Annotated in this window: 22 protein-coding genes and 1 riboswitch; of the genes, 18 read left to right on the top strand and 4 right to left on the bottom strand. The window is 54.7% G+C overall.

The features are described from left to right. Positions 1 to 64 precede the first annotated feature (64 nt). From WMW72_RS09880 to WMW72_RS09855, 6 genes are all read left to right on the top strand, one after another. Positions 65 to 751 (top strand): queuosine precursor transporter, encoded by a 687-nt coding sequence (locus tag WMW72_RS09880; RefSeq protein ID WP_341415279.1) that lies wholly within the window; start codon positions 65 to 67, stop codon positions 749 to 751. Between the two features lie 174 nt (positions 752 to 925). Further along, on the top strand, positions 926 to 1,417 hold the full coding sequence (locus WMW72_RS09875; RefSeq protein ID WP_341415278.1) for a GNAT family N-acetyltransferase: 492 nt from the start codon (positions 926 to 928) through the stop codon (positions 1,415 to 1,417). A gap of 308 nt (positions 1,418 to 1,725) precedes the next feature. Beyond that, entirely contained in the window at positions 1,726 to 4,485 is a 2,760-nt protein-coding gene (locus tag WMW72_RS09870) for a cadherin-like beta sandwich domain-containing protein (RefSeq protein WP_341415277.1), read from the top strand. A gap of 341 nt (positions 4,486 to 4,826) precedes the next feature. Continuing rightward, positions 4,827 to 6,038: a GTP-binding protein gene (locus WMW72_RS09865; protein ID WP_341415276.1), complete on the top strand. Its 1,212-nt coding sequence runs from the start codon at positions 4,827 to 4,829 to the stop codon at positions 6,036 to 6,038. A gap of 44 nt (positions 6,039 to 6,082) precedes the next feature. Continuing rightward, positions 6,083 to 6,232 carry a 50S ribosomal protein L33 gene (rpmG, locus tag WMW72_RS09860; RefSeq protein ID WP_341415275.1) on the top strand — a complete coding sequence of 50 codons (150 nt, stop codon included), beginning with the start codon at positions 6,083 to 6,085 and terminating at the stop codon, positions 6,230 to 6,232. Further along, the gene (locus tag WMW72_RS09855; RefSeq protein WP_341415274.1) at positions 6,219 to 6,398 is read left to right on the top strand and encodes a hypothetical protein; all 180 of its coding nucleotides are present in this window, start codon (positions 6,219 to 6,221) and stop codon (positions 6,396 to 6,398) included. The genes rpmG and WMW72_RS09855 overlap by 14 nt, the downstream gene beginning before the upstream one ends. Positions 6,399 to 6,484: 86 nt before the next feature. Here the strand turns inward: WMW72_RS09855 and WMW72_RS09850 are convergent, their stop codons facing one another. Further along, positions 6,485 to 7,657 carry a cation:proton antiporter gene (locus WMW72_RS09850; protein ID WP_341415467.1) on the bottom strand — a complete coding sequence of 391 codons (1,173 nt, stop codon included), beginning with the start codon at positions 7,655 to 7,657 and terminating at the stop codon, positions 6,485 to 6,487. 334 nt (positions 7,658 to 7,991) lie between these two features. Here WMW72_RS09850 and cysK point away from each other — a divergent pair, with 334 nt between their 5' ends. Beyond that, a complete protein-coding gene (gene cysK / locus WMW72_RS09845; RefSeq protein ID WP_341415273.1) occupies positions 7,992 to 8,927 on the top strand; it encodes a cysteine synthase A in 936 nt (311 codons plus the stop codon). A 189-nt stretch (positions 8,928 to 9,116) separates the two neighbouring features. On the opposite strand, the gene WMW72_RS09840 is transcribed toward cysK, so the two are convergent. Further along, positions 9,117 to 10,250, bottom strand: coding sequence for a glycoside hydrolase family 88 protein (locus WMW72_RS09840; RefSeq protein WP_341415272.1), 1,134 nt, complete (start codon positions 10,248 to 10,250; stop codon positions 9,117 to 9,119). 115 nt (positions 10,251 to 10,365) lie between these two features. Here WMW72_RS09840 and WMW72_RS09835 point away from each other — a divergent pair, with 115 nt between their 5' ends. Then, positions 10,366 to 11,241, top strand: a complete 876-nt coding sequence (locus WMW72_RS09835; RefSeq protein ID WP_341415271.1) for an AraC family transcriptional regulator — start codon at positions 10,366 to 10,368, stop codon at positions 11,239 to 11,241. Positions 11,242 to 11,297: 56 nt separating this feature from the next. Here the strand turns inward: WMW72_RS09835 and WMW72_RS09830 are convergent, their stop codons facing one another. After that, positions 11,298 to 12,212 carry a LysR substrate-binding domain-containing protein gene (locus tag WMW72_RS09830; RefSeq protein WP_341415270.1) on the bottom strand — a complete coding sequence of 305 codons (915 nt, stop codon included), beginning with the start codon at positions 12,210 to 12,212 and terminating at the stop codon, positions 11,298 to 11,300. 189 nt (positions 12,213 to 12,401) lie between these two features. Between WMW72_RS09830 and WMW72_RS09825 the strand changes: the two genes are divergently transcribed. The 9 genes from WMW72_RS09825 to WMW72_RS09785 all read left to right on the top strand — a co-directional run bounded on the left by WMW72_RS09825 (position 12,402) and on the right by WMW72_RS09785 (position 22,316). Next, positions 12,402 to 13,505, top strand: a complete 1,104-nt coding sequence (locus tag WMW72_RS09825) for an extracellular solute-binding protein (RefSeq protein WP_341415269.1) — start codon at positions 12,402 to 12,404, stop codon at positions 13,503 to 13,505. Between the two features lie 12 nt (positions 13,506 to 13,517). Then, the gene (locus WMW72_RS09820) at positions 13,518 to 15,227 is read left to right on the top strand and encodes an ABC transporter permease (protein WP_341415268.1); all 1,710 of its coding nucleotides are present in this window, start codon (positions 13,518 to 13,520) and stop codon (positions 15,225 to 15,227) included. An 81-nt stretch (positions 15,228 to 15,308) separates the two neighbouring features. Then, positions 15,309 to 16,388: an ABC transporter ATP-binding protein gene (locus WMW72_RS09815; RefSeq protein WP_341415466.1), complete on the top strand. Its 1,080-nt coding sequence runs from the start codon at positions 15,309 to 15,311 to the stop codon at positions 16,386 to 16,388. Then, the gene (locus WMW72_RS09810) at positions 16,381 to 17,013 is read left to right on the top strand and encodes a metallophosphoesterase family protein (protein WP_341415267.1); all 633 of its coding nucleotides are present in this window, start codon (positions 16,381 to 16,383) and stop codon (positions 17,011 to 17,013) included. The genes WMW72_RS09815 and WMW72_RS09810 overlap by 8 nt, the downstream gene beginning before the upstream one ends. Positions 17,014 to 17,181: 168 nt before the next feature. After that, positions 17,182 to 17,934, top strand: coding sequence for a WecB/TagA/CpsF family glycosyltransferase (locus WMW72_RS09805; RefSeq protein WP_341415266.1), 753 nt, complete (start codon positions 17,182 to 17,184; stop codon positions 17,932 to 17,934). Positions 17,935 to 17,989: 55 nt separating this feature from the next. Next, complete coding sequence (locus tag WMW72_RS09800; RefSeq protein WP_341415265.1) at positions 17,990 to 18,973, top strand: hypothetical protein; 984 nt, start codon at positions 17,990 to 17,992, stop codon at positions 18,971 to 18,973. A gap of 142 nt (positions 18,974 to 19,115) precedes the next feature. Next, on the top strand, positions 19,116 to 19,796 hold the full coding sequence (locus WMW72_RS09795) for an HAD family hydrolase (protein ID WP_341415264.1): 681 nt from the start codon (positions 19,116 to 19,118) through the stop codon (positions 19,794 to 19,796). Between the two features lie 149 nt (positions 19,797 to 19,945). After that, positions 19,946 to 21,163: an acyltransferase family protein gene (locus WMW72_RS09790; RefSeq protein WP_341415263.1), complete on the top strand. Its 1,218-nt coding sequence runs from the start codon at positions 19,946 to 19,948 to the stop codon at positions 21,161 to 21,163. 152 nt (positions 21,164 to 21,315) lie between these two features. Beyond that, positions 21,316 to 21,458: riboswitch (cyclic di-AMP (ydaO/yuaA leader) on the top strand. Further along, the gene (locus WMW72_RS09785; RefSeq protein ID WP_341415262.1) at positions 21,459 to 22,316 is read left to right on the top strand and encodes a C40 family peptidase; all 858 of its coding nucleotides are present in this window, start codon (positions 21,459 to 21,461) and stop codon (positions 22,314 to 22,316) included. A 166-nt stretch (positions 22,317 to 22,482) separates the two neighbouring features. On the opposite strand, the gene WMW72_RS09780 is transcribed toward WMW72_RS09785, so the two are convergent. After that, positions 22,483 to 23,379 carry a helix-turn-helix domain-containing protein gene (locus tag WMW72_RS09780; protein ID WP_341415261.1) on the bottom strand — a complete coding sequence of 299 codons (897 nt, stop codon included), beginning with the start codon at positions 23,377 to 23,379 and terminating at the stop codon, positions 22,483 to 22,485. A gap of 160 nt (positions 23,380 to 23,539) precedes the next feature. Between WMW72_RS09780 and WMW72_RS09775 the strand changes: the two genes are divergently transcribed. Beyond that, the gene (locus tag WMW72_RS09775) at positions 23,540 to 24,592 is read left to right on the top strand and encodes a glycoside hydrolase family 88/105 protein (protein ID WP_341415260.1); all 1,053 of its coding nucleotides are present in this window, start codon (positions 23,540 to 23,542) and stop codon (positions 24,590 to 24,592) included. Positions 24,593 to 24,605: the final 13 nt, after the last annotated feature.

Here is a 24,605-nt window from a genome sequence, read left to right as displayed (position 1 = left end):
CCCGGCAAACCGGGCCGCGGTTCGAAAACTCCCGCGTCAACAAAACTAGGAGGATTAGAAAGTTATGTTTCATTTGTTATGGGGCGCGTTGTTCGTCCTGGTTCATTTTGGCTGCTTTTTGTTGTGCTACCGGTTTTTTGGCAAGAATGGGCTGTATGCCTGGGTTGGGATTGCAACCATCCTGGCCAATATCCAGGTGACCAAGACGATCGAGATGGTCGGGATTGTGATGACACTCGGCAATACGATGTACGCTTCGATCTATCTGACCAGTGACCTGCTCAATGAAAAGTACGGCGAGAAGGAAGCCCGCAAGGCGGTATGGTTCGGCTTCTTCGTCATGCTGGTGACGATGGTCACGATGAAGATGACGCTGATGTTTACGCCACAGGAGACGGATTTTGCGCAATCCTCGCTGGAGACGATCTTCGGACTTCTGCCCCGGCTGGCGCTGGGTAGTTTGACGGCCTTTTTCGTCAGCCAGTTTCTGGATGTCAAAATCTACTCGTATCTCAAGCGGATATTTCCGAAGCCTAATCAGCTGTGGCTGCGCAATAACGGCAGCACGGCGGTCAGCCAGATGGTCGACACGCTGATTTTCTGCTCCATTGCTTTTATCGGGGAGTATACCCTTGATGTGTGGCTGCAAATTCTGGTTACGACTTATGTGATTAAGTTCGTCGTATCGATGGCCTCAACGCCATTTCTGTATATCGCCCGAGGCTTCAAGTTCAAGGAAGAAGCCGCTTAATAGGTATGTAAATAGCCGCCGGATAAAGTCCGGCGGTTATTGGCGTTCCAGCGTTTGACGCAGGATAGCCTGGGGGATAATTGAATATAAAAAAACTGTCTCTGGCTCTGGACAACCTTCTCTATTAAGATAAGGGAGCGAAATAGGGTCTATAGGACACAAAGGGGTGAGGCCATGACGGTAAGCTTAACAGTCATGAATGAAACGGATTTTCAACAATTCCTCGACATAGCGGCCGTGAATTTTGCGGACGAGAAAGTCAAGAACGGCAGCTGGAAGCCGGAGGCGGCTTTGAGCGAATCTTACGCGGGGTTTAACCGGCTGCTTCCGGACCGGGAGAAGACCGCAGGGCATTATTTGTACAACATCATGCAAGAGGAACGGAATATCGGGTTTCTCTGGTATGAGATCAAGCAGGAGGGCGAGAGCCGGTATGCCTTCTTATTTGAAATTCTGGTCGTGCCCGAAGCAAGAGGACAAGGGTACGGGACCGAGGCGCTGCGGCTGATGATCCGGGAGATCCGGGAACGCGGGATCGAAGACATCGAGCTGCATGTGTTCGGCCATAACCAGGGCGCCGTCAAGCTGTATCAGAGAATCGGCTTCGAAATCACCGATTACAATATGAGGCTGAGTGTGCCGAAGACGGCACAAGCAGGCAAGTAAGCTCGACTTAAGTCTGGTTTGGAAATAACAGGGGAAAGGTCCTTCCTGCATGGGATGCGGAAGGGCTTTTTTTGGCGTTGGTCCGTGCTGATGTTCCCAGCTCTATACCGTTTCAAAGTGCCTTGTCAATCCTATCAAAGTCGCAAGTTTCACAAGTAGGAGATTCAGTTCTATGCTATACTTGGTATATTCTCGAGCCATGCTTGGGACGTTTTTTGATCTTTTAACCGTCATGATAACTTGGTTTACTTGGGTTTGGCCTCTATGCTTCGTGTGCCATCGCCTGAAATCATAAGGAGAGTGAGTTTGTGCGAAATATCAGAGTGTGGCTTGCAGGCCTCGCAGCGGTTCTGCTTGTCTTATGCTTCTCTTGGGAGACGCGGGCGTCAGGTCCTGACTCCGAGGCCGATCTTCAATCTATTTATGCGGGGGCGGGTGTCTTATCCCCGGCATTCGATCCGTCCATCACGGAATATTCGCAACGGATAGACAGCGGGCTTCCAGGTTATTTCACGGCCGCCATCGGCCACAACCCTGCTGCTGCCATCGAATATTCCATGAACAGAGGAGAGTGGAAGCCTATCCCTCACAACACGTCCACAGGTTATTTGGAGACCTACCGGGGAGAGAACGCGTTCCGGCTCAAGGTGACGGCTCCGGATGGGGTCACGGTTAAGCTGTACACCGTGCATGTGTATTTTCCTGAGATGACCGATGCGGATCTGATTGATCTGCAGACGGACAAGGCCGTGCTGAGTCCGGTCTTCTCCCGGGACTATACGGGCTATACGGCGAGCGTCCCTTATGCGACCGGCGCGATCTCGCTAACGGCTACGCTGAGCGATCCCGCCGCTTCTCTTGAGATTGAAGGAGTCCCCGTCGTTAATCGAATTCCACACGGGCCGATTCCTCTGGCCGTAGGTAGCAATACCCTTCAGATAAAGACCGGCTCCAGCGACGGGCTGACAAACCGTATCTACACCGTCACGGTAACCAGGGTGGCTCCGAGCGCCGACGCCAAGCTGAGTGCGCTGGAGGTGCCCGCATATTCGCTAAGCCCGCTATTTACACCCAACCAGCCGACTTACGACTTGCCCGATGTCGGATTTGCCATAAGCGAACTGATCGTCAAGCCGAAGGCCTCCGATTCGGCGGCTACGACAAAAGTCAGAGTGAACGGCGGAAGCTACACGGCGGTTGAAAACGGGGTATCTAGCGCTCCGCTAGCGCTAGACGTCGGCCCTAATACCCTAGAAGTCCAAGTGACTGCCGAGGATGGAACGACTAAGCGTACATACGAGATACATGTAAAGCGGCAGAGCGATAATGCCTGGCTGAGCGACCTTGTCATTCAGCCGGGTGTGCTGAATGAGCCGTTCGCGAGCGACCGGTTCACCTATACGATGTCAGATGTAGGCTATGAGGTAGATACGGTGGCGATTACGCCTAAACTAGAGGATACTACCAGAGCTTATGTTCAAGTGAGGGTTAACGGAGGCAGTTACAGGCCGGTGACAAGCGGCTACCCCATGAGCTTTCAGCTGACCGTCGGCAGCAACATCATCGAAGCTGAAGTATGGGCAGAGGACACAAGCATCAAGAAAAACTATACGGTCGAAGTAACCCGACAGAATAAAAATGCGATGCTGAGCGGTCTGAAAGTGAGTCCGGGAATGCTGAACGAGCCGTTTGCAAGCGACCGGTTTGAATACACGATGGCGGATGTGGGCTACGCAGTAGGCTCCTTGGTGGTTAAGCCTACACTGTCGGATGCGTTACATGCTTCTGTGCGGTTGCGTGTGAACGGCGGGGAATATACGCCGGGGCAAAGCGGAGAGGAAACAGCACTCCCTCTGGCCGTCGGAGAGAATTGGATCGATATTGAAGTAAGTGCACAGGACACATCCTACAGAAAGCTGTATCAAATCAAGCTGCACCGTCAAAGCAACGAGGCGTCGCTGAGCGGTCTGGAGGTCAAGCCCGGGACGTTGAATGAACCGTTTGCGAGTGAACGGCTTGCTTACACGATGGCGGATGTTCCTTACTCTACATCAAGTCTGACGCTCTTGCCTGCGCTGGCTGATCCGGCCGGTGCTTCGGTCGATGTGCAGATTAACGGAAGCGGGTTTGTTAGTTTGAAGGATGCACCTTCTTCGGTTGTGCCGCTGAGCGTGGGGATCAACCGGATCGACCTGCGCGTGCAGGCACAGGATCCGAGCTTTACCAAGCTTTACTCGGTGACTGTGGCTAGAAAGAAGAACAGCGATGCAAGTTTGGCGGGATTAGCGGTGTCTGCAGGAAGTCTGGATTTCTCGTCCCACACGGCGGACTATACCTTAACCGTCAGCAAGGCCACGTACTCGCTCAAGGTAAGACCGACACTGGAGGCCGGTAATATAGCGGCTACGGTCCAGGTTAGAATCAACAACGGCAGCTACGCAGCCGTGCAGAGCGGTCTGGATAGTCCGGAGCTGGTGCTGAATGCCGGGGAACCGAATGTGATCCAGGTGCTGGTAACCGCCCAGGACGGAACGACCCGGATGTATACGATTCTGGTCATTCAATCCGGAACGCCGGTGCTGAATGGGATCGCACTGGAAGGAAACCGGCTCAAGCTCACGTTCTCCGAACCGCTGCTGCGCTCCGTCACAGATACGAGCTACTATAGCATCTATCATGTGACCCGCCAGGCGGCCATGACGGTGACGGAAGTTGTGTATACAGCCGGGTCGGCTGAAGTGAACCTGACTTTGAGCGGACTGCTGCAGCCGGCGGATGAATTGGAAATCAAGATCGGTGCAGGAGCTGTGACCAGCTACATCGGAGAGACCAATGCGGAGATTATCCGTACGGTCTATTACGGAACTCCGCTGGAGCAATTGTATAGAAGGCTGAAGGACCTGGACACGGATCGTACCGGAATTCGGATTAACCACGTGCTGGCTTATCTGAAGTCGCCTTTCGGTCAGACGGATTTGAACGGGGACGGCGTATTTAACCGGGAAGATGTTGCCCTGATGCTAGAATTTCTTGGGACAACCTTAACCTTAGATCCCACGTCCCCGTAGAGGAAAAATTGCACTTATAGGCTAGCTATTCCTTACACATGCAGCCGTTCCAAGATCCGAGTTTTCTAGCTCGGGCTTGGGACGGCTGTTTTTTGTAGTTCGCCTGCTTGCGGCCACGGTTCACGGCTAAGCAGCTGAGGCGGACTATTCAAGTTGACAATTGGATTGTTTACTTGTACAATGTCCATATTAGTAATAATTACTTTTAATAAAGTATTACATCTGATTCTCAGCTTGCAGGTCATTTTCCCGCCAAATGAATACAGGCTTCGACAGAAGCTTCGTTAAGAAGCTTTTCTTTTGTTTTATAATAGTAATAATTACAATTGGAGTGAAGGGGTATGACAACGAAAAAAATTCCGGTGACCGTGCTGAGCGGTTATCTGGGCGCAGGCAAGACGACAATACTCAATCATGTGCTGAACAACCGCCAGGGCTTGAAGGTAGCGGTCATCGTCAATGATTTGAGCGAGGTGAATATCGACGCCGGACTGATTCGCGACGGTGGAGGCTTGTCCCGCACGAACGAAACCCTAGTCGAGATGTCTAACGGCTGTATCTGCTGTACGCTGCGGGAGGACCTTCTACGGGAGGTGGAGAGGCTGGCGAAGACCGACCGATTTGACTATATTCTGATCGAATCCACCGGAGTGGGTGAGCCGGTCCCCGTCGCTCAGACTTTCACGTATATCAATGAAGAAAACGGGATCGATCTATCCCAATTCTGCCGGCTGGATACGATGGTTACGGTGGTGGATGCGTACCGGTTCTGGCATGATTTCTCCTCTGGGGAGACGCTGCTGGAGCGTGAGCAGGCCGTAGGCGACGACGATACGAGAGACGTCGTTGACCTGCTGATCGACCAGATCGAATTCTGCGATGTGCTAGTCCTAAACAAATGCGATCGCGTCGGCGAAGAGGAGCTGGGCGAGCTGGAAGCCGTGCTGCGCAAGCTGCAGCCTCGGGCCCGGGTGATTCGTGCCGAGCATGGGAGAGTTCAGCCATCAGATATCCTGAATACAGGGTTGTTCGATTTCGATGAGGCGAGCACCTCTGCCGGCTGGATCCGGGAGATGGAGAGCGCCGGGCATACGCCGGAAACGGAAGAGTATGGCATCGCCTCCTTCGTCTACGAGCGGGTCAAGCCCTTCCACCCGCAGCGTCTGATGGGCTGGATGGAGCAGTGGCCGGCCGAGATCGTCCGTGCCAAGGGCATGGTCTGGCTGGCGAGCCGCAGCGATATGGGGCAGAGCCTGAGCCAGGCGGGGCCATCCATTCAATTCGGCTCTGCCGGATATTGGGTAGCGGCGCTGCCGGAAGCCGAGCGCGCGAGCACGCTGCAGGAAGACCCGGAGCTGGCCAAGGCCTGGCATCCAGTGCATGGAGATCGGATCAACAAGATCGTGCTGATCGGCATCGATATGGACCGCGAGGCGATACATGCTGAGCTGGACGCCTGTCTGCTGACGGATGAGGAGATGACGCAGGACTGGTCACGCCTCCCGGATCCGTTCCCACAGGCAACGGCCGAGCTGACGGAAGCCTTGCGCTGATCTTGTTTACGATAGAAAGCTGTACCGGAGGAGGTGAACGAGAGATGAGGGTAGTCGTCACATTGGCGTGCACGGAGTCGGGAGATCGTAATTACACGACAAGCAAGAACAAGAGAACGCATCCGGGGCGCATGGAGCTGAAGAAGTATTGTCCTCGCCTGAAGAAAGTAACCTTGCACCGTGAAACCAGATAGTCTAGTCGTGCCATATCCGAGAAAAGCTCAGCCAGCCTCCTTCGACAGAGGCCAGGCTGAGCTTTTTTCACTGGAGGAAAGCGTGTGGCGGACTGCCGACACGCATCCCCCGCGGGAGGCGGCGGCTTCTGCGCTTTGGCCTTCTGCCGACGCCTCCCGCGGATAAGTGATTACTTCGGGATCACTTAGCGCCAGACCCATCATAGAGTTACCGGGACAGAAACTTCAGGCGGATGCAGCCCAGGTACTCGTTCAAGAATGATGCTGCTGTGCAGGGGAGTTAAGCTTCTGGCTATCGCCTGCTTTGCCGAAGAAGAGCTTCATCAGCGGAGGCGTGACCAGTGTTGTGACCAGGACGACAACGACGAGCGCTGCAAACAGCTCCTTGTCCAACAGACCCGCTTCCAATCCGAGGGCTGCGAGGATCAGGGCTACCTCTCCACGGGAGACCATCGCAGCACCGATGCCGAGCGAGCTACGCCAGGCGAATCCAGCGAATTTGGCTCCCAGAGCTGCGCCGACGAGCTTGGTTAAGATAGCGATCACGCTCAGCAGGATGATCAGCCACAATTGATCGAGAATACCGGCAAACTCCGCTGTCACGCCGATCGAGGTAAAAAATACGGGAACAAAGAGCGAATAGCCAATCGTTTCCACTTTGTGGGTTACTGCTTCTCTCTGATTCGTCAGACTAATCGCGACACCTGCGATGTAAGCCCCGATAATAGAAGCTACACCCGCATACTCCGCAGCATATGCATAGACAAAGCACAGGATCAGCGCGGCTGTGATGACGGTTTCCGTCACTCGCAGACGGGAGAAGCTTCTCATTACCCACGGTACGACTTTCCAGGCAACAAGCAGGGCGACTGCAAAGAATAGGACCTTCTTCAGCACGACCATGCCTAGATCGACCTCGCCCCCGGCAAAGCTCATCACGAAAGCCAAAGCAATAATGACCACCACATCATCAATAACGGCGGCCCCGAGGATCGTCGTTCCCTCCCGCGACCGAAGCTTCCCAATCTCCTTCAGCGCTTGAACCGAAATACTGACGCTGGTCGCCGACAGCAGAAGCCCCAGGAAGATGGACTGCAGCAGGGGCAGATTCAGGAGATTTCCCGTTAGCCAGCCGATAGAGAACGGAACGATGATACCCATCAGCCCGACATAAGTAGAGGCTTTGCCCGTCCGCTTGAACTCTTCCGTATCCGTCTCCAGCCCTGCGATGAACATAAGCAGGATGACGCCAAGCTCGCTGAAGGTTTTGAACATCTCAGTGGGTGAGATCCATCCGAGCACAGAAGGACCGAGTACAATCCCGACTAGCAGCTTACCGAGCACGGAAGGTTGGCCCAGCCTCGCGCTGAGGTCCCCGGCCAGTTTGGAGGCTAGCAAGATAATAGCCAGTTGTAAAAGAAACATCATGAATAACTCCACCTTTCTTCACTAATCCTATAGAATGATCCATTTGACGCGGCGACATGCGCAAAAAAGAGCCTGCTCGACAGGCGCTTGCTAAAAAAGACATAGCAAGACCTTGTTGACAGACTCCACCGGGACATGCGGTTATGAAATTTGATATAAAGCTAATACGGGGTAGAACGGAAAACGTTTCATACCTTCTGCTATTGTACGGATTTTCTCGAAAAAGTCAATCCGGCTAAAAGTCGGCGCTCAAATTGAGAAACAAATCTGGCTATGGTACTATTAAAATACCGACTTTACTGGTTGGAATTTATAAACCGGAGTGTTGAAAATGCCCAAGATTGCAAAAAATTTGACAGAGCTGATCGGCCATACACCGCTTGTGGAGCTTGCCAACTATACGAAGAAACAACAAGTGGATATAGAACTTATTGCCAAGCTGGAATATTTCAATCCGGCAGGCAGCGTGAAAGACAGAATCGGCTTTGCGATGATTAAAGATGCCGAAGAACGGGGACTCATCAACAAGCAGACGGTCATTATTGAGCCGACAAGCGGCAATACGGGGGTAGGGCTGGCCTTTGCCGCTGCCGCCCTGGGCTATAAGCTGATCATCACCCTTCCAGAAAACTTCACGGTGGAGCGCAGGAAGCTAATGCTTGCACTCGGTGCTGAACTGGTACTGACTCCGGCGGCGGAAGGGATGGCCGGGGCGATCCAGAAGGCGGAAGAGCTGGCGGAAGCTACGCCGAATTCGTATATCCCGCAGCAATTCAAAAATCCCGCGAATCCGGATATCCACAAAAAAACGACGGCCGAAGAGATTTGGACAGATACGGATGGAGAGGTGGACATCTTCATTGCCGGCGTAGGTACAGGCGGGACGATATCCGGAGTGGGCGAAGTGCTCAAAGCCAAGAAGCCGTCCGTAACCGTCATAGCCGTGGAACCTTACAGTTCCCCTGTCCTGGCGGGAGGCAAGCGGGGCGTTCACAAGATTCAAGGTATCGGGGCCGGGTTTGTGCCCGACAACTTCAATCGCTCTGTTGTCGATGAGATCATTCCGATCAAAAATGAAGAAGCGATCGAAACGGCCCGCGAGCTGGGCCGGCTCGAAGGGCTGCTTGTCGGCATCTCCTCCGGTGCAGCCGTAGCCGCGGCGCTGCAAGTCGGGCGGAGGAAGGAGAACCAGGGCAAGAAAATCGTGGTTCTGCTACCGGATACGGGAGAAAGGTACTTGTCCACGGAGCTCTTTCCCGAGCTGTAAGCGAGCCGGATCCGAAGGGGAGCTGGGACAAACGCAGCGGCAGGAGCCGGACGGATGGCTTGAGCCGAGTTCCGTTACAGGAAGCTGGCTCGAGCTTGAGCGCGCACATGGTCCTGCGATTGTGTATGCCCTGCATAAACGAAGAAGACCGTCAGGACAGCCTGAGGGTCTTCTTCGTTCATGCTGCTATTACCGGTTGCGCTCGTACCAGTAGCCGGGAATACCGCGCTCCAAGCGAATCAGCGCCTCCAGATAGTAGTAGTCGCCCCAGATCGTATAATCATCCGGCGACGCTCCTCCGCGGACGGAGTAGGAGCCGTGATTCAGGAAGCCCTCGGCGTCCCCTTCTCCACGGGTGAAATAATGCTTGTACAGAGCGCTGACCGCATCCGCTGCGGCCTGCCGGAATACAGCCTGGTCCGGATCGCTGTCGGGAAGCAGATCGGCAATCTCCAGCAAGCCAGCTGCCGCGATGGCGGAAGCGGAGCTGTCGCGCTTGGATTCGGGGTTCTGCGGAACATCGAAATCCCAGTACACAACGCCGTCCTCCGGCAGACGGTCCAAGAAGTAGCGGGCCAGTCGCTTGGCGGTATCCAGCAGCTCAGGCTGCTGCAGGTAGCGGTAGGACAGCGCGAAGCCATAGATCCCCCAGGCTTGGCCGCGGGTCCAGGTCGAGCCGTCGCGGAAGCCTTGAGCTGTGCCGCCCCGCAGAGAATCGCCTGTCTCCTGATCGAAGTAGAACGTATGATACGATGAATCGTCGCCGCGCACGAGGAATCGGCGGCTCTTATGCGCATGAATCTCGGCCAGCTCGCGGTAGCGGTTATCGCCGGTCGTTTCCGCCGCCCAGTACAACAGAGGGAGGTTCATCAGGCAGTCGATGATGATCCGGCCGCCGTTATTAGGGTCATCCTTGGCGCCCCACGCTTGCAGAATTTGAGATTTCTCACGCCAGCGCTCCAGCAGCACGTCGGCAGCTTTAATCGTAAGCGCTTTCGCCGATTCGTCGCCTTCAATGATCCATTGCGCCTTGCTCGACAGTGAATACAAGAAGCCGATATCATGATGGTCGAGATTGATTTTATTCTCCAGCCGGTGGTTGAAGTTTTCTACGGTGCGGGCCGCAGCCTCGCGGAATACGTCTTTATTGCTATATTCGTAAGCCAGCCAGAGAATCCCTGACCAGAAGCCATCGGTCCAGTCTGTATTGTCATTGAGCACATAAGTTGTACCGCCGTCGCTTACATGGGGAAACCGTTCCCCGAATTTGCCGATATTCGCCTCTGCAATTCGCAATGCTTCCTCAATCGCCTGTTTCCACATCTTGATTCCTCCCGGGCTTCATTCAATTGGTTGTTTGCTCCTTTATTATAGACGGGTACGGATGGGGCAGGGTTGTGCTAAAATATAGCTATATTGCTTTATTGGAGTGAAAAGGATGAGCTATATTGACCCGATGGATCTCGGGCCTACCGCCTTCCGCGTAGCCCACCGGGCGAAGACGACGGAGTGGCCCTGGATGATGCTGCATGCCCATCATGGCATAGAGCTGCTTTATGTATACGAGGGTGAGGGTGAGGTAACCGTCGAGGGACGAAGCTTCCCGATCAGGCCGGGGATGCTGATGTGCTTTCAGCCGTATCAGCTGCATAAGATCGATGTGCCCGGAGTGCCGGGCGGGGAATATGTCCGTTCGATCCTAACCTTCGATCCCCGGGTGGCCGAGCCTCTGCTGAGTCCGTTTCCCCGGCTGCATGCCTGGTTTCTGCACTTATGGAAGGGGGCGCTCCCTGAGCAGGTGTTCGATCTGGGGACGGATACCCGATTTTCGGCTATACTGGACGACTATTGTCAAGCCATGCAGTCTCCGGAGGCCAATGAGCAGGAAGAACAGGCGCTGCTGTTGACCGTGCTGCTGCGCCATCTGCATCTGCATGTCGTTCCCGAGGGGCGAGTGCCGGAGCTGACAGCAATCACCTCGGTTCATATCGAGAAGATGATGGACTGGCTGGAGGCCCATTATAAGCAGCCTTTCCGGCTGGACCGGATGTCGGAAGATCTGCATCTGTCGACGTACTATGTATCTCACTTGTTCCGCAAATATACGGGGATCAGTCTCAGCGATTATCTGACGGAGAGGCGGCTGCGCGAAGCCTGCGATCAGCTTCTCACGACGAGTAAAAGCATTCAGGAAATTGCGAGGGATGTCGGGGGCTTCAGCTCGTCCCACTTCTGCCAGCTGTTCAAGAAGCGCAAGGGCGTTAGCCCGCATGTATATCGAAGGACGCTGAGCCGCGGTTTCGACCTGATGTGAGCATGCGGACTCGGGTACTGCGGCTAGGCCTGACCTTAGCTCGCTTCCTGAGCAACTCAACCTCCTGACAGGGGTGCAGGGGAACGGAACGCTTCCTCCAGCTTTCGCCAGAATAGGCGCTGGGCCGGGCTGACCAGCTTTTTCTTGTGCATCACGGCGTAGATATACCGCTTGGGCAGCCAATACGGGATCGGCCGGACAACAAGACGGCCAGCCTGCTCTTCCTCCTTCACCGATGATTCCGACACCATGCCGAAGCCGAGTCCGTGGAATACGGCGGCCTTCAGCGCTTCGGAGCCGGATACCTCCATGGCGATATCCAGCGTAATCTCCTGCTGGACCGCCCATTCCTCCACAAGCTTCCTGCTGATCGATCCATCCTCATGGGAGACGCAAGGATAAGCGGCCAGCTTGGCCGGCGTCAGCTCGTCGGTTAGAGCAAGCGGATGCCCCGCGGGAAGGATGATGACCAGATCATCCTTGATCAAGCGTTCGCAGATCAGGTCTGGGTCCTCCATATGGGTATGGGAGATGATCCCGATATCCAGCTCAAAGCTTTTGAGCTGCTCCAGAATATAACTCGCCGGTCTGACGTCCAGAAACAGGCGCAGCTGCGGATATGACTGCTTCCACTCCTGGAGAAGCTGCGGGATCATATAGGTAGCCGGCGTGTGCGTACTGCCGATGGACAATCTGCCGGATTTCATCCCCTTATGCTCATCCATCTGGCTGGCGATTTCCGCCGACAGGATATTCATTTGCAAGGCATAGTGGTACAACGCTTTACCCGCCTCCGTTAGCCGGATGACATGATAGGATTTCGTTTGAAACAAGGATACCCCCAGCTCGTCCTGCAGCTTATTCAAATGAAAGGTAACGGTAGGCTGCGTAATTTGCAGCTTCTCCGCCACCAGGTACAGCTTCTGCAAATCCACGGCGAGGACAAACACTTTCAGTTGCTGTAAATTCACCGCTAAAGCCCCTTTCTCCGCATGGGTTGTTCATATGTAGTACCCAAACATTCATATTATCTATTTTATCATAAATATCATTGATGTTATTTAACTTTATATTAACGCTCAGCAAATCTTCTGATGAACTTGTCCGCTTACACTTGAGGTGAAGGGTCCGGATGGAAACCCAAACTCAAGGAGGTTGTTATGAACAGGAATTGGATGCGTATGGCTCTCGGCATGAGCTTGTCGATGGGCTTGCTATTGGCAGGCTGTGGAACCGGAGGTTCGTCCCAAGGAGGAAGCTCGCAGGCATCGTCCGCAGGAAACGGGGGAGCAGAAGCAAGTACGGCCAAAGCCGAGCCCAAGCCGGCTGAGGACACAGGCAAGACGATTTATTTGTACGGCAATGACTTCGTCGATCTCGTCGCACCCAAGTTTACGAGCGAGACGGGCTTCAAGATGGAAGCTGTCCATTACGGCGGGGGAGAAGCGCTGGCGAAGATCGAGGCGGAGCAGGGCAATCCGCAATGGGATGTATTGATGATGGACGGGCATGGCTCGGTGCGCAGTCTGGCCGACCGGGACTTTCTGATGAAGGACTGGAAGCCTGCGAACTTGACCAAGCTTGGTGAATATGGAGCTTCGCTCGTGCCCAAGGATTACGCCTACTTTCCGATAGGTATTCATGCGTCGGCTGTTATTGCTTACAATACGAAGAAGGTGGACCCATCTAAGGCTCCGAAAACCTGGGAGGAATTCTTTGCCTATGCGGGACCAGTGGGACACGCAGATCCGGCCGTAGCTGCACCTGCGTATCCGCTAGTCTCTGCCTTGTTCCACAAGTGGGGCGTGGACGAAGCGAAGAAGAAGTACCAGCAGCGGTTCAAGGACGGCATGCAGGTCTATCCGAAGAACGGACCTGTCGGCAAGGCGCTGGTCAGCGGAGAGATCCATGTGGCCGCACTGCAGGAGCATAATGCCTATGACCTGAAGCTGTCGGGCGAGCCGATCGAGGTGATCTGGCCGGAGGAGGGTGCTCCCGGCAGTCTCCGTGTCGTGGCGATCAGCAAGAAAACGAAAAATCCCGCTGCCGCCCAGGCCTTCGTCGAGTTTATGATGAAGCCGGAAACACAAGCGATGCTTACTTCGCTGCCATCATCGGAGAGCTTCTTTACTCCACTCGCTCAGGGTGTCGAGATGCGCAAGGAGCGCAGACAGGATGGCCGGTTCCTGCTTCCCCCGGCGGAGTGGGCCGCCCAGCAGGAGGCGCCGATCAAGACCTGGTTCGCGGATCAGCATGTTAAATAAGAGGAACTTTACATGATCACATCGGAAGCTCGCTGGGGAGGGGGGGTTACCCTTCTCCTTTTTATCTTGATTTTTTTGCCGCTGTTGGCGGTACTGGTTAATGTAGCGCTGCCCGGCGTATTCTTCGGGCGGATCGAGCTGCAGGGACTCGGTCTGCTGGGCGATATTTTCGTACGCCCCCTATGGCGCCAGTCCCTGTGGAACTCCGTCTCGCTGGCACTGGGCGTGGCTACGCTAGGCACCATATTCGGCGGCGCTCTGGCGATGATCCGGGCCCAGTGGGATTTTGCCATTGGGCGGCTGCTTGACGCGGCTGCCTGGGTGCTGCTGATCGTGCCTTCCTTCATGCTGGCCCAGGGCTGGGTACTGTTCGCCAGCCGGGACGGCCTGATGAGCCAGTGGCTCGGCTGGGAATGGCTGACCGCCGCCGTCTTCCAGCCGTCGGGTCTAGTGATGATTATGGCGCTCAGCAAATTCCCGCTCGCTTATCTGGCTATTGTGGCAGCGACGGAATGGAATGTCCGCCAGTTCGGCCAAGCCGCGCAGCTCTGCGGAGCGAGTCCCTTCACGGTATGGAGGACAGTGCAGCTGCCGCTGTCCGCGCCTTCCTTCCTGGCGGGCTGGACACTCGTCTTCATGGATACCGTCGGTGATTTCGGCCTGCCTGCGGCTCTATCTACCGTGTACAAATTCCCGACCTTGACCTATTCGATCTATTCGGCGATCTATCAGTCGCCTGTACGGTTCGATATGGCCGGGGTACTGGCGTTCTACCTGGTGCTGATCCTGACGGTGGCGATGGGCTTGCTGATGCTGGCAATGCGCCGCTCACGTTTTGACTTCCTGAATGCCCGGGCGGTGAGAAAGGTGAAAAGCAAACCGCGTCACGCCTGGCTGCTCAATATCGTCATCGGGCTATTCCTGCTGATTTGCCTCGGCATTCCCATCGGCACGAGTGTCCTCGTCTCCTTGATGAAGCAGGCGGGAGAAGGCTTATCCGTGGCCAATCTGACGCTGAGCCATTATGCCGCGCTGTTCGGGCAAAGCGGTGGAGATCACCGGCTGCTGGGCTATAAGGAAGGGCTGCTGCATTCGCTCGCGATTGCCCTGATTGCCGCAGTCCTCAGCATGATTATCGGCTTCATCGTGGCGTATGTGCTGTCATTCACTGAATCCCGCTTCAAGTCGGCGCTTCAGTTGTTTTCCATCGTCTCGCTGGCTGTGCGGGGCGTGGTGCTCGGTATCGGCTATATCTTCATCTGGAATCAGAAATGGCTGGAGCCCTTGGGCCTGCATCTGTACGGTTCGCCATCGCTGCTGGTGCTCGCCGCCGTCGCCGGTGCCATTCCGTATGCGGTGCGGGTACAGCTCGGTTCCTTCTCGTCACTGTCCGCTTCTATGCTGAAGGCGGCGGCGATTCAAGGAGCCGGGGTATTCGACCGGATGAGAGAAATTGTACTGCCGCTCGTCCGCCAGTCGCTGCTGCTCGCGACATTGACGGCTCTGGGTACCAGCGTCTTCGACCTGGCGCTCGCCTCCATGCTGCAGCCCCCGAATTTTGTGCTGATGCCTCTCGTAATCGACCGGGCTTTTGAATTTGGCCGCTACGGGTATGCAACAGCCGCTACGGTGGTCAGTGGGGGCATGGTCGTCGTGCTGATCCTAGCTCTGCAGGCGCTGGTCGGGTGGATCTTCCGCCGGATCGACGGCAGACGCAGCTAGCTTGGCTGCACAGGGCTTTTTCATATCAAAATAAAGACTAAAGCATAGAGATCATTCAGGGAGGTTGTCATCTTGAGTTTTGTGTTGCGGCTGAAGGATATTTCCAAGGCCTTCGGAAATCAGCAGGTGCTCCACCCGATTTCCTTCGACCTGAAGGAAGGCGAGCGGATATGTATTCTCGGCCCGTCAGGCTGCGGCAAATCCACGCTGCTGCAGATCGTCGCGGGGCTGCTGCGGGCCGATGGGGGAGAGGTAGAGATGGCCGGGCGGACGGTAGAGAACGGCGGGCAGTACGTTCCGCCAGAGAAGCGGCCCATCAATATGGTTTTTCAGGATTACGCGCTTTGGCCTCATATGACGGTCCGGGAAAATATCGAATACGGGATGAAACGCCGGAAGACCGCTCCCGGGGAGCGAAAGGAACGTCTGGGCAAGCTGCAGGCGCTGCTCCAGTTGGACGGCCTGCTCGACCGGCTGCCGACTCAATTGTCAGGCGGGCAGCAGCAGCGTGTGGGCATCGCCAGAGCGCTTGCCACAGAGCCGCAGGTGCTGCTGATGGATGAGCCCTTGTCCAATCTGGATGTCAAGCTAAGAACGGATATGCGCAATGAGCTTGCTCATCTTCTGGGCACTTTGTCCATCGCGACGCTCTATGTTACGCATGATACGATGGAGGCCTTTACGCTGGCGGATCGCATTCTGGTGCTTCGGGATGGCAAGATCGACCAGCTCGCACCTCCCCAGGAGCTGTTCGAGCGTCCGGCTACACCTTGGGTGGCCCGGCTGATGGGTTATCACAACCGGCTGGAGGGCAGCCTGATCAGCGGGCAGACAAGTCTGGCGCTGCTGGGGGATACCAGGATCGCCGGGCAATGGATGACGCCCGGGGCGGTCGGACAGACGGCGGTGCTTATGCTGCATCCCGAATCCATTCGGATTCGCGAGCGGACCGCGGATGGAGAAGCCAATCAGCTAGAGGTTACAGTTCGGCAGTCGATTTACGAGGGAGAACGCTGGAGGCTGATCACCGAGACGGCGGACAAGCAAGTGCTGCATGCGTTCGGTGAGAGGAGGGTGGAGCCGGGGGCTTTATTGAGCCTGTATCTTCCTCCAGAGCGGACGATGATCTATGGAGGAAGCACCGGCGCATCGGATGAATAGGGTGCTGGCCGTGACAGACATCCATGGATACGGCCATCTGCTGGAAAAGCTGCTGGAGCATGCGGGCTATGACGCGGGCTGCGACCGTTTGTTTTTACTTGGGGATTATGTCAATAAGGGACCGGACTCACTGGGCACGCTCAAGCTGGTCCGCAAGCTGACGGAAGAAGGAGCGGTCGCGCTCCAGGGCAACAATGAGCGCAAATGGCTGCGTTCTCTTCCTCCGGATGTACAGTCGTGTGCCGAATGGGAAGACGGGGACGGCGAGTTTCTGAGCAAGCTTCCGCTATGGGCGGAGCATGACGGATTTTTGTTCGTTCATGCGGGTGTGCGTCCAGGAGTCCCGATGGACCGGCAGACGCCGGAGGACTTGACGGAGATTCGGGAAGAGTTTCACGGAAGTCCGCCTGAATCGGGGAGGATCGTCATTTTCGGCCACACCTCAACCTTCCGGTTCGGTCTCAGTCCGGAGCGCGTCTGGCTCGGCAATGGCAAGCTTGGCATCGATACCGGAGCCGGGCACGGCTATTATGTGAGTCTCCTCGACCTGACGCATGGGATCCAATGGTACATCTCTGTAAAAGCCCCTCACTCGATCGGAACGGCTAGGCTTGGCCGTGCATAGGCTTGAACAAGGACGAACCGGCTAAAGCTGTGTTCGTCTTTGGGCTGCTGCCCGAACGTGCCTGCAAGTCTGTCTATGAATAGGCTCAGGGCTTTCGTATAGATACAACAGTAGGAATATGGTAATATCTTCGTAATCATGAATTTTTCTGTCGAAAGGTGATTATTGATGACCGAATCCGTCTCTATCCTGGGCATTCCCTTCTCCAAGCTGACGCTAGATCAGACGACGCATCGTCTGGCGGGGCATATCGCTGGACCATCGTCCGGGCTATTCCACCTGATTACAGCTAACCCGGAGATTACGATCGCCAGCCAGTCCGATGAACTGCTGCGGCAAATCGTAAGCGAGGCCGATCTGATTACACCGGACGGGATCGGGATCGTGTTGGCCTCCCGCAGACAAGGCGAACCGGTGCCGGAGCGTGTGACGGGGTACGATCTGCTTCTCCGTCTGCTGGACCAGGGGAACCGGCTCGGCTGGAGCTTCTACTTCCTCGGAACAGATGAAGAGACGAACGCCAGAGCGGCGGGCAGGATTGCGGAGCTGTACCCGAAGGTCAGCATCGCGGGAAGGCATCATGGTTTCTTCGGCGCGGAGGAGGAGAGCGGTATCCTCGCGGAGATCCGGCAAGTCCAGCCGGACATTCTGATCGTAGCGATGGGTGCGCCGTATTCGGATAAATGGATCTACAAGCACAAAGCGGAGCTCGCTTCCGTCCGGGTAGTCTTTGGCGTCGGCGGAAGTCTGGATGTGATCGCCGGCAAGGTTAAGCCGACCCCGGCCATCTGGAAGCGTCTTAACCTGGAATGGCTGCACCGGCTGCTCACCGTTCCTGCGGCCAAAGGGCAAAAATCCCGCTGGCGCCGCCAGTCGGCGCTGCCGAAGTTTGTGTACCGGGCCATCCTGAGACGGGGATGAACGGAAGAGAATGGAATCTGTCTAGGTTGACCATGTCGGAGGAGGTCTTCATTGCATGCTCTCAACGTTAAAATGGCTGGTGATCGCAGCAGCGGTCGTTCACTTTATATCCGTATCGAACGATTCTTCTCAATCGGAGGTTACGTCTATGTCACAGACACAAGAAAGCAAGCAGACGGAGCTGCTGGAATGGACAGACGAACAGAGGGAGCGCGTGAATTTCGGCAAGTACGAGCTGCCTCCAACCTTGCGTAAGCTGAATGATGTGCAGCAGGAGCTAGGCGGTACGGAACAGCTGTATGACGCTCTTCATTTTTACCTCGTGGAGGGAGATTCGAGATATTTCAATACACCCAGCGATGTCGTGGTGTTTGGCACAACCGGCATGGACGGGATTCATTATGGATTCCTGACAGACTACGGGACGGTAGCGGACCTGGAAGAAGCACCGGTCGTCTGCGTATCTCCGATGGACTTTGACCGGCCTGTCTGGCTGGTGGCGCGTAACCTGAGAGAATTTCTACGGTTAAACCTGACGGACGCTGATCTGACCATCAATCATTTCCAGGATGAGCCGTCTTATCTGGAAGCCAAGCGGCAATTCGCAGAGGAGGCGGCCGCCTCGCCTTACCAGCCGTCTGAGGAAGAGCTGCGCAGCAGGCAGGAAGCGGTGAGCCTGCTCTTGAAACGAATCGAGCTGCCTGAGATCGTTCATCCGTTCGGTTATCTGGAGACGGTTCGGGAAGAGCGGCTTGCGAGGATTACGGTTCAGACTCAGGATGGACTGGGCGTAACGGAGCCTTTGGAGGCTGGTCACGAATCTGCTGTTCTGCCGATCCGTAAGGATAAGACGCTGGAGCCGGACGCACTCAAGCGTTATCTGGCAGAGGCCTCTAGAGCATCCAAGCTGGCTTTATTCCGGGATATTCAGATGCATATGGTGTTGTCTGAAGAGCGGGAAGTGCGGACGATGGTTGTCGCCGAGTTGCGAAGGCTGGGACTGGCTGAAGAAGCGGGGCGCATAGAAGCCGAGGGTTGAAGCGCTGCTCCTTGCTTCTGTACTGCTAGGGGCTTTACCCTGAGTGCCATTGTGCTATAATCTTCGAGGACAGCAGACATCCCTCTGGTGGATTGCATTAGACGAGGGCGCAGAGGATTCCCTTGGGCGAGGAGAGATCACGATGAACAACTATTCAGTCATTCTGTTTGACCTGGACGGCACGTTAACGGATTCCAAGCTTGGCATTACGAGGTGTGTCCAGTACGCACTGGACAAGCTGGGCCGGCCGGAGCGGGATTTGGACAAGCTGGAGCCTTTTATCGGGCCCCCGCTTCAGGAAACTTTTTCCTCCATCTATGGGTTTTCCGAGGAAGAAGTTAGCCAGGCCATCGGCTATTATCGGGAGAGATTCAAGTCCGTCGGCATGTTTGAGAATGAGGTGTACCCACAGATTCGTGAGCTGCTGGCGGAGCTCAAGGAGCAGAACAAGCGGCTCATCGTCGCTACCTCCAAGCCTACGCCATTCGCCGAACAAATCCTGCGTTACTTCGAATTGGACCCGTATTTCGAGCTGATCGCAGGCAGCAATCTGGATGGCACACGAGCCTCCAAGACCGAAGTCATTGCCTATGTGCTAGGGCAGCTGAGCGGGGTAGACAAGCAGGATGTAGTGATGGTCGGAGACCGCAAGCATGACATCATCGGGGCCAACAACACAGGTATTCACTCGATCGCCGTTATGTACGGGTACGGGTCTCTGGAGGAACTGCAGCCGGTTGAACCCACCTATATGGTTCACAGTACGGCAGAGCTGAGAGAAGTCCTCAGTGGCAAAGGTGAAGCCTTGGGATCAGGGCGATAACGGTTGTAACTTCAATTAATATGAGTCTTACGGACCCAAGCGACTGAATTCAAGCTGCTTGGGTTTGATTTTTTTCTGACAATTATTGCTATAGACCTATTCGTTGTGATACAATTCGTATCAAAAGATGAAGCTGGAGGTGCGACTTTTTGAAACGCTATGAGGAATTAGACTCATTAAGAGGGTTAGCTGCAATGACTGTTTTTTTTGCTCATTGTTTAGGTATGTTTGTCTTGTACAATAATCCGTCTATCCGGGGGGATTTTGTTTCATATCTGTTGAAATTTACACCACTAAGTATTTTGATATCTGGACACGAAGCGGTGATCTTATTTTTTGTGCTTAGTGGGCTTGTTTTGTCATTTCCATTTGTCACCCCAGGCAAATCACCTTCTACGCCTGTTTTTATTACGAAACGTGTACTTCGATTATACGTGCCTTATGCCGTAGCTATTATCTTTGCCATCCTATTAAGACTGCTGATCCCAACCCATCGTATTGAGGGGTTCAGCAACTGGTTTGCAGCGCACTGGCAGAGTCCAATAAGTATTAAGTTATTAATCAATCATTTACTCTTCTTGCCTAGCTATACATTTGGCGGCGGGAGATATGATATCGCTGCCTTTGATTCTGTTATTTGGACTTTGATTCAAGAGTTGCGAGTTTCCATCATATTTCCGTTGATTATGCTCATCGTTCTCAAATTAAACTGGAAAACAAACGTGTTGATCGGCCTTGGACTCTCTCTCCTATCCCACATCATGGTTATTGTTAGCAAGATAGATACTCTGCCTAAACTGCTCAATTCTTTACTCCCTTATCTGAACACGATAGAGTGGATACCCATGTTTATAATCGGAGCCTTGATAGGTAAACATTTTAAACTCATTCTTGATTTCTTTGAAAACTTGACTTCGACGAAAAAAATAATGATTTCAGTAGGTGGTATTTTATTATATACGTATCCACATTGGTTTTTTAAAGAAGTGGAATGGATACACCTGGATGTGATTAATGATTGGGTAACCCTATTGGGGGCGGGGATATTAATTTGCTTGGCACTGACGGCAAAATCCTTTTCAACCTTTCTAAGGTTAAAGCCAATCCACCACTTAGGCAAAATATCATACAGTTTTTACCTGTATCACATGATTGTATTAGTCGGTTTGTTTTTCTTGTTTCATGAAAAAATGCCGATATGGCTCATATGGGTCGGTACTTTAGTCATTTCGTGGATCATTTCAACCTTGTCTTATCGTTATATTGAAACGTTAAGCATCCATTGGGGAAAAAGGTTGTCGATGTTCCTTTTTAGAGATGGCACGAAGACGAATTTAGAATTGAATAATCGTAAGATATCCTCATAAGCCGTGTACCGATGAGGTTTAGTTGAACTTTTGCAGGAGCTTGCCTATAATAGGACTAGCATGAATAAGCCTTTTGAGCAACCGGGAAAGCATGGGTAATCCATGAGGTGGCACAGCGGATTATTTGCAGGTGTCTGCCTTGCTTGAATGCGACAATACAATGGCCGAATCCAATTCAGCAGAAGAATTGGTACGGGGGATGATTTACCTAGGGGTGAATGTCCGCGCAAGCGGACTAGGGAGCAACCTCTTCCGAATCCGTCAACTAACCTCGAAGGCTACAGGAGGAATACGTTTGAATCGTTTTTGCAAAACGCTTGTTTTTTCATGCGCATTGACAGCTGTCGGCATCGTATCGGGCTTTGGGGCCGATTCAGCCCAAGCCGCTTCTTCGGAAGTCAAGGTGCAGGTGAACGACAGTCTGGTTTCGTTTCCCGATGCGCAGCCCTTTATTGACACCGCCAATACGTTGCAGATTCCCATGCGTCTGCTGGTCGAAAATTTGGGGTACAAGCTGGATTGGAGCAAGGATGCCGATGTCATCAAAGTCACGCTGACCAGTGATCAGCAATCGATCAAGCTGCAGACCGGCAGCAAGCAAGCGGTCGTGAACGGGAAAACGGTGGATATGGATGCGCCGCCCCAGTTCAGCGAAGGCAGAGTCTATCTTCCGTTGAGATTCGTATCCGAGACCTTCGGATACCGTGTCCAGTGGGACCCTAGCAACCGCATCGCGATCATTAACCAGGACGGCCAGTATCATGCACCAGCCTGGTACAAGCCGAAGCCGGTACCGTCTGTCGTACAAACCGCGTATCAGTACCTGGGAACCCCCTACATGTATGGCGGAGAATCGACCAACGGCTTTGACTGCTCGGGGTTTGTGAACTATGTTTTTGAAAAGCAAGGCGTCTCGCTGCCTAGAACGTCCGTCGATATGTACGACAACCTGGGGCAAAGCGTAACGAATCTGCAGGAAGGCGATCTGGTCTTCTTTGCCGAGAAAAATAAAACCTCGCATGTGGGGATTTATTTGGGGAATGGCCAATTTATCTCATCCGCCTCGTCCGTCGGCGTGTCCGTCGCGAGCCTGACCAGCGGCTATTGGGGCAAGCGGTATGTAGGGGCCAAGCGAGTGTCCACCGTCTCTTAAGCCGAAGCAAGCATACGTTTCTGATCGTTTCATGGTTTTCATTCTAAATATAACCATTACGCCCGAATCCGGCTCAAGCAGCCGCAGGGCAACGGGAACCCGCCGTCAGGCGGGTTTCTTTTTACTTATCCAGCGAAGATGCAGGCTCATGACGGGACAGCCGGTATCATCCGGCGCTGCATGATCCATGCACGGCACGATATTGGCTCGGTGTGAGCCCCGCAACCCGCTTGAACGTATGGCAGAAATGCGAAATATCGTTGAAGCCGGATGCTGCCGCCACCTCGATAATAGGCAGCGCGGTCGTCTGCAGCAGCTCCTTGGCTTTGCTTAGGCGGTAGGTCACGACGAATTCGTTGATCGTCGCTCCCGTATGACGCTTGAACAGCAGGAAGAGATAGGAGCGGGACAGGTTGAAATACCTGCACAGCCGCTCGGCTGTGAGCGGCTCCTGGTAGTGCTCCATCAGAAAGCTAAGGATACGCTCGATCAACTGCTTATGGGCCTCAGCATCCGCACTGGTCTGGAGTGGCTCCGCTCGGTTGCGGTTCAGCTCGGCGAACAGCCGCAGCACCAGGCTTTTGACGGCCAGCGGATACCCCGCCTCGCGACGGGCCAGCTCCTGCTCCAGTTGGCTTAACGTCTCCTGAACCGCCAGCAGCTGCTGGGCACCTAAGCGGGAGTACAGCGAGTCCTGTCCGGGCTCGGGGAGCCAAGGCCGCATCCACGCACTCAGTGCTTCGTCGGAAGCTTGCAGCTCGTGCATGTAGCTGTCTTCGACCGCCAGCACGAAGCGGTGGAACGGAAGGTCTGGATCGGGGCGCGAAATATGCAGCGCCTTGGGCCGGACTACGATCAGAGCGCCGGGGCTTAGGTCGTACACCCGGTCGCCGGCTATATAGCTGCCGCTTCCTCGAACGCACACATAGAGCTCGAAGCCGCTATGTGAGTGGAACTGTCTCTGATCCAGCACGCCTGTGCGGAAGGAGCAGTTGACGGGAAAGGCGGACAGGAAACGGTTGGTCCATTCATCCACCCAGGCTGACGGGGGTTCAAGCTCCATATCGGTAACGCCTCCTGCCTCCGAGGTTCGGGCTTCGCCCATGTAGAGAAAGTATAGCAGATTGTAGACGATTCCCCAATGGGTTTGGCGGAAAGACCAAGATTTCGGGAGCGCTTCCATGTATAGTAACCGTACAACGGAATACAAGGAGGATGACTTCATGGTCAAGCTGGAACTAGCCGAGGCGCTGAAGCAGACGGCAGATCGCATCTATGCGTATATGCTGGACGATCACACGGGCAATTGGGGACTGGATATCGGGCATTGGGACTGGGTGCCCGGTGTTGGAGTCATTGCGATTCTGTCTTATTATGAGAAGCTGGAGCAGCCGGAGGTGCTGGATAGACTGGTCCGCTGGACGGCGGACAATCTGCATCAAGCCGAGCGCCAGAAGGTGATCAATTCGATGGCTCCGTTCGCGATCTTTCCCGAGCTGTACCGGCGGACGCAGGACTCTGTCCTGCTGGAAACGGCCAGGCGGATCGCCGACTGGATGCTGCATGAGGCCCCTCGGACGAGGGAGGGCGCTTGGGAGCATACCGTGACGGAGAACGCGAGCTTTCCGGAACAGGTCTGGGCCGATACCGTATTCATGGCGGTGCTGTTCATGGCCCGGATGGGGCGTCTGACAGGGGACATGGCTTATATCTCGGAAGCGCTGCGCCAGTTGGAGCTGCATCTGGAGCTGCTTCAGGAAGAGGCCAGCGGCGTACTGTTCCACGGCTGGAATTGTATCGCGCAGAACCATATGTCCGCGGCGCGATGGACGCGGGCCAATGCCTGGATCGCGGTCGGGACGCCGATGATTCTGGAGGAGCTGGCCGGTACAGCCACGATTCCTGAGGCAATTACCACGAGGTATGTGCGGCTGATGCAGGGGCTCATCGGGTACCAGCGGGCCGACGGCCTGTGGCCGACCGTCCTGGACCGGGAAGATTTCTACCCGGAAACGTCTGGCAGCGCGGGTATCGCCTGCGGCATCCGCAAGGCGGTCAGACTGAATCTGCTGGACCCTGCAAACCTAGAGGCAGCAGACCGCGCGCTGGAGGGCGTTCTCAAGACCGTGCTGCCGACAGGAGAGGTGACCGGTGTATCTGGGGGTACGCCGGTCATGCCGAGCATCGAGGCATATAATGCGATTCCGCAGTATCCGACACTGTACGGGCAAGGTCTCGTCCTGATGCTGCTAGCCGAGGCCATAGAGGTCAAATAGGGGTATGACGAAG

The organism is Paenibacillus filicis, assembly GCF_038070315.1.
Lineage (GTDB): Bacteria > Bacillota > Bacilli > Paenibacillales > NBRC-103111 > Paenibacillus_G > Paenibacillus_G filicis.
The sequence above is the reverse complement of the archived record's forward strand: the minus strand, read 5'-3'. Positions and strand labels throughout refer to the sequence as shown.